4 protein-coding genes and 1 pseudogene are annotated in these 3,950 nt (G+C 38.1%); all 5 read right to left on the reverse strand.

All coding sequences use genetic code 11. From position 1 onward, the window contains the following. A partial coding sequence (locus B6A27_RS07275) for an RHS repeat-associated core domain-containing protein (protein ID WP_139788089.1) occupies positions 1–880 on the reverse strand: 880 nt, incomplete at its 3' end. 297 nt (positions 881–1,177) lie between these two features. Next, positions 1,178–1,639, reverse strand: coding sequence for a hypothetical protein (locus B6A27_RS07280; RefSeq protein ID WP_139788090.1), 462 nt, complete (start codon positions 1,637–1,639; stop codon positions 1,178–1,180). Between the two features lie 25 nt (positions 1,640–1,664). Next, a pseudogene (locus tag B6A27_RS07290) lies at positions 1,665–2,509 on the reverse strand (RHS repeat-associated core domain-containing protein). Between the two features lie 153 nt (positions 2,510–2,662). After that, positions 2,663–3,208, reverse strand: coding sequence for a HEAT repeat domain-containing protein (locus tag B6A27_RS07295; protein WP_236631811.1), 546 nt, complete (start codon positions 3,206–3,208; stop codon positions 2,663–2,665). Between the two features lie 467 nt (positions 3,209–3,675). Further along, complete coding sequence (locus tag B6A27_RS07300) at positions 3,676–3,882, reverse strand: hypothetical protein (RefSeq protein ID WP_080861017.1); 207 nt, start codon at positions 3,880–3,882, stop codon at positions 3,676–3,678. Positions 3,883–3,950 lie beyond the last annotated feature (68 nt).

Raw genomic sequence — 3,950 nt, forward strand, 5'->3', positions numbered from 1 at the left:
CTTTTAAGCCGTACTTTAATGCATATTTTATTCTATCAATAGAAATAGCAAACTTCCCATCCGGATCCACCAGCATCACCGGATTGTCATTCGCATACGTATACGCATTTTGAGTGATCGGATCGTCTTTGTCTCCCGGATCTGGATCTCTTGAGATAAACCTCGCCGTCTCCGGATCATAATACCGCGCTTGCAAGTAGTACAGCTTCGTTTCCCTATCATAATAATATCCTGCATACCCTATCGGCTGTCCAGTCACGGCCGCATTTTCCGAAACCGAAAGCACTTTTCCCCATGGATCATAGCTATAATTCGCGACCGTCGTGCCGTTTTCATCGACAATGCCGACGACATCGCCGCGGTAGTTCGTGACGTAGTAGAATGTATCGCCATTCCCACTCGTCACCGTGTTTGGCTTGCCATTCGCCCATGTAAACGCCCATACGGTTTGGCCGTTGTCGTTCGTAATGCGGATTAAGTCCGAACCGTCATAGTGATAATGGTACGTCACGCCATTCACCGTTTTCGTTTCTCTCAGTCCATCTGGGCGATACGTGAAGCTGGCGACCGTGTTGCCGTTTACGTCTTTGACTGAAAGCAGGCGTCCTTCTCCGTCCCATGTGTATTGGTAGCGGTCGTCCTCGAGAAGATTGCCGGCGTCATCATATGTGAACCCTTCGATTTCATTGGCCGCATTAAACGTCAACGTCTTGCCGTGCGGATTTTTCAAGTTCCCGGACGCGTCATAGTCGTATTGAACCGTATTGCCTTGATACGTCCATGACTTCAAACGGTTGGCGAAATCGTACGTATATGAATCTGCACCATCAAAGCACGTTACAATATTTCCATCCACATCGTATGTATAGCGAAGATCCAACGCATCTTCTATACCGACAACATGCTAACTCGTTAATCTTCCTGCGTCACGATTATTTGAAAAAATCAGCCTAAAATAATGGGCTAATTTACAATTATACGTTTCAATCTGGCTCTCTGCATTGTATGTATATATCCAATTTCTTCTTTAAATTTATAAAAAAAGCCTTAAGAAGGAGCAAATGTGCTCTCTTAAGGCAATTTCATATGATTGCAAAGCAGCTATCTTTTAATCTAGCAAGTTGCCTAGCGATTAGTTAATGATTAGGCCCACTAAAGCTAATTAGACTAGATAGCACTACTTTATTTGTTTTACAAAAATATTATTATTAGGAAAATGCAACAATATGGTTGAACCTGAGGCAAATAATATTTCAAAAGACAAAGTACTTTCATCTACATCAAGAAGTTCCTCATATCCCCAATCATCAAATCCTGTATCATCAGATGTACCATTATGATTAATAAATATTTTTTTTACATTTTCAACTTTTATTTTCCATGTCTCTATTTCATTGGTAACGACCATTTCAACTTTTATTTTCCATTTTCTAAAATCATATCCTTCTTGAATCACTTTCAATTCGTTAAGAGTATAGTCATGAAATCCTTTTTCAACGAGAATTTTATACGCTTCATCAGATATTCTTTTTTTTAAAAATTTTACCCTCTCATAATAGGCTTTATCATTCCTTAGCCATTGCTTCTCTGCCTCCGGGGATTGATCGCCCCAGAGCTCAAAAGTGTAATATTTCACCACATATTCCTCCTTGCTGATGTAATTTTTATGGTATAACCAAGTTGGCTGGCAAAGTCGGCCATAATGGTGGCAATAGAGAAGGCGCCATCCTTACTCCTCTATATACAATATACCCTGCACCAGCTGCTGCACCAACTTTTGCTGCTTTTTTGGCAGCATCCTTTGTTTTTTTTCTTTTTGTTTTTTTTCATATTTTTTAGCGTTTGCATCCCAGTCCCATTTTGTTTTTTGCTTTAACGCCTTTTTAACCCATTTAGGTGGCTCACCACTACTATTTTTATGCTTATCGTGAATAGAGCCGTCTGCATTTTGAGAATAATGCTGGCCTTTTGGTCCATAAAGGTGTGCATGTTTTTGAGTACTGCCTTTCGCACTATCAATTCTTGCCTTCCAGCCTTGCCCCAAATCATACCATTTATTACTATAACCATTGGGATCAGTGTACATAACTGGATTATTTTCTGTGTAAATATACGCATTTTGTGAAAGTGGATTATCTAAATCTCCCGGATCTGGATCTCTCGAAAGAAACCTCGCCGTCTCCGGATCGTAATACCGCGCTTGCAAGTAGTACAGCTTCGTTTCTCTATCATAATAGTATCCTGCATATCCTAGCGGTTGTCCAGCCACGGCCGCATTTTCCGAAACTGACAACACTTTGCCCCATGGGTCGTAGCTATAATTCGCGACCGTCGCACCGTTCTCATCAATAATGCGAACCACATCGCCGCGGTAGTTCGTCACATAGTAGGACGTGTTACCGTTTTGGTTTGTGACCGTGTTTGGCTTGCCATTCGCCCACGTAAACACCCATACGGTTTGGCCGTTGTCGTTGGTAATGCAGATTAAGTCCGAGCCGTCAATAGTTATATCCGCCCTAGCCTATCCTAAATAAAAGGATGCTCAGACAAACGATTGGAACATCCTTTTTCCATTATTATGCTTCTCAAACATATCAATACATCTTGACACCATTATTGATTATGATTTTTATAATTATTAGAGTTTATCTAGCACCACTCATTAATCTATATTCTTTTCTACAAAAATCTCATCCAATTCTGTGAGCGCTCCATACAGAGATGACTGAACAGCCGTTGTTTTTTCCTTTGACAATGCTTTTCTCAAACACTCTTTGATCTTTGTAAAATTATTCATATCGGCGATCTCTACAAGACTGTTTGCGACAGCACATCGCACCCTATAGGATTTACAATTTAACATTTTTATAATGTCATTCAAATACTCTATCTCATCTAAATGATATAATCCTAAGTAAAATCCAAGACGTGCCCGATTTCGCCTCTCTCTATTTAATTTTTCTTTCAGTAACGAAATGATGCCCTTATCTCCTAATTTTCCAAGTACTTCTGCAGTATATGCGCGGACAAGTTCATGCTTATCATCTAGGGATCGACAAAGATATGGGATGGCTTCTTTATATTCAATTAAACCTAGTACTTCTGCAGCAGTAACCCGAACTAACAGATTTGGATCGGTTAATTTAGGAACTATAACCTCTCCTACTTCATCACCTGAGAAAAATCCTAATTGTTCTATAGCATACATCCGCACTTCGTTGTTAGAATGATCGGTTAATTGAATAAGTTTATTTTTTATATCCTTTTTCGTTAAATAAGAGTGAATAATTTCCTTTAATTCCTATATTAATCTCGATCACTTGACATGGAGCCTCTACATACAAGATATTTCCTAAAAAGCGAGCAACAACAAGAATCAGCCACATGAAACGAGGCTATCATGTACGTCACTCCATGTAAAGTGCACGTTTCTAACTGGTAAAAAACTGTTCAATTTAATCAATCGAATTCTGTTCAGTTTTATTTAGCGGTCAAAGGTTCTAAGCTATTTTGTTAATTTTGCTTAGATTTTCAGATACAAAAATCGATTATCTGTTTCTTTTTTAAGTAGAGAGCCATGAATTATGGCTCCCTACTTGTAATTATTTTAAAATATTTAACAAATTACAAAAGGGAATAAGGGTTACACCCTAAACACAGCCCGATTTTTAGATATTAAAGAAAAAAAGCAATAAATAGTAACACAATTCCTATAACTACTCCAGCAATTAAACTAGGATTATCTAAAAACAAGTAGTATTTGCTTTTTTGAGAAGCCTTGTATGAATTTGCCCTTTTTATTAACCATAAGCCGAAAATAATAATATAAAGCATTCCAAATAAAAGTAACATTGGAGTATCTTTTATATATTTTGTTTCCATTTATAACCTCCATGAGATTTCATTTACCAAATATCAAAATTTTATATTACCATTGTTTAGATGACAGC

Source organism: Anoxybacillus sp. UARK-01, from assembly GCF_002075365.1.
GTDB classification, from domain to species: Bacteria; Bacillota; Bacilli; order Bacillales; family Anoxybacillaceae; genus Anoxybacteroides; species Anoxybacteroides rupiense.

What these genes read in the sequence shown, in the direction of transcription:
- B6A27_RS07295 (WP_236631811.1), bottom strand. Translation starts at nt 3,208, where the DNA reads ATGTATGCTATAGAACAATTAGGATTTTTCTCAGGTGATGAAGTAGGA.
- B6A27_RS07300 (WP_080861017.1), bottom strand. Translation starts at nt 3,882, where the DNA reads ATGGAAACAAAATATATAAAAGATACTCCAATGTTACTTTTATTTGGA.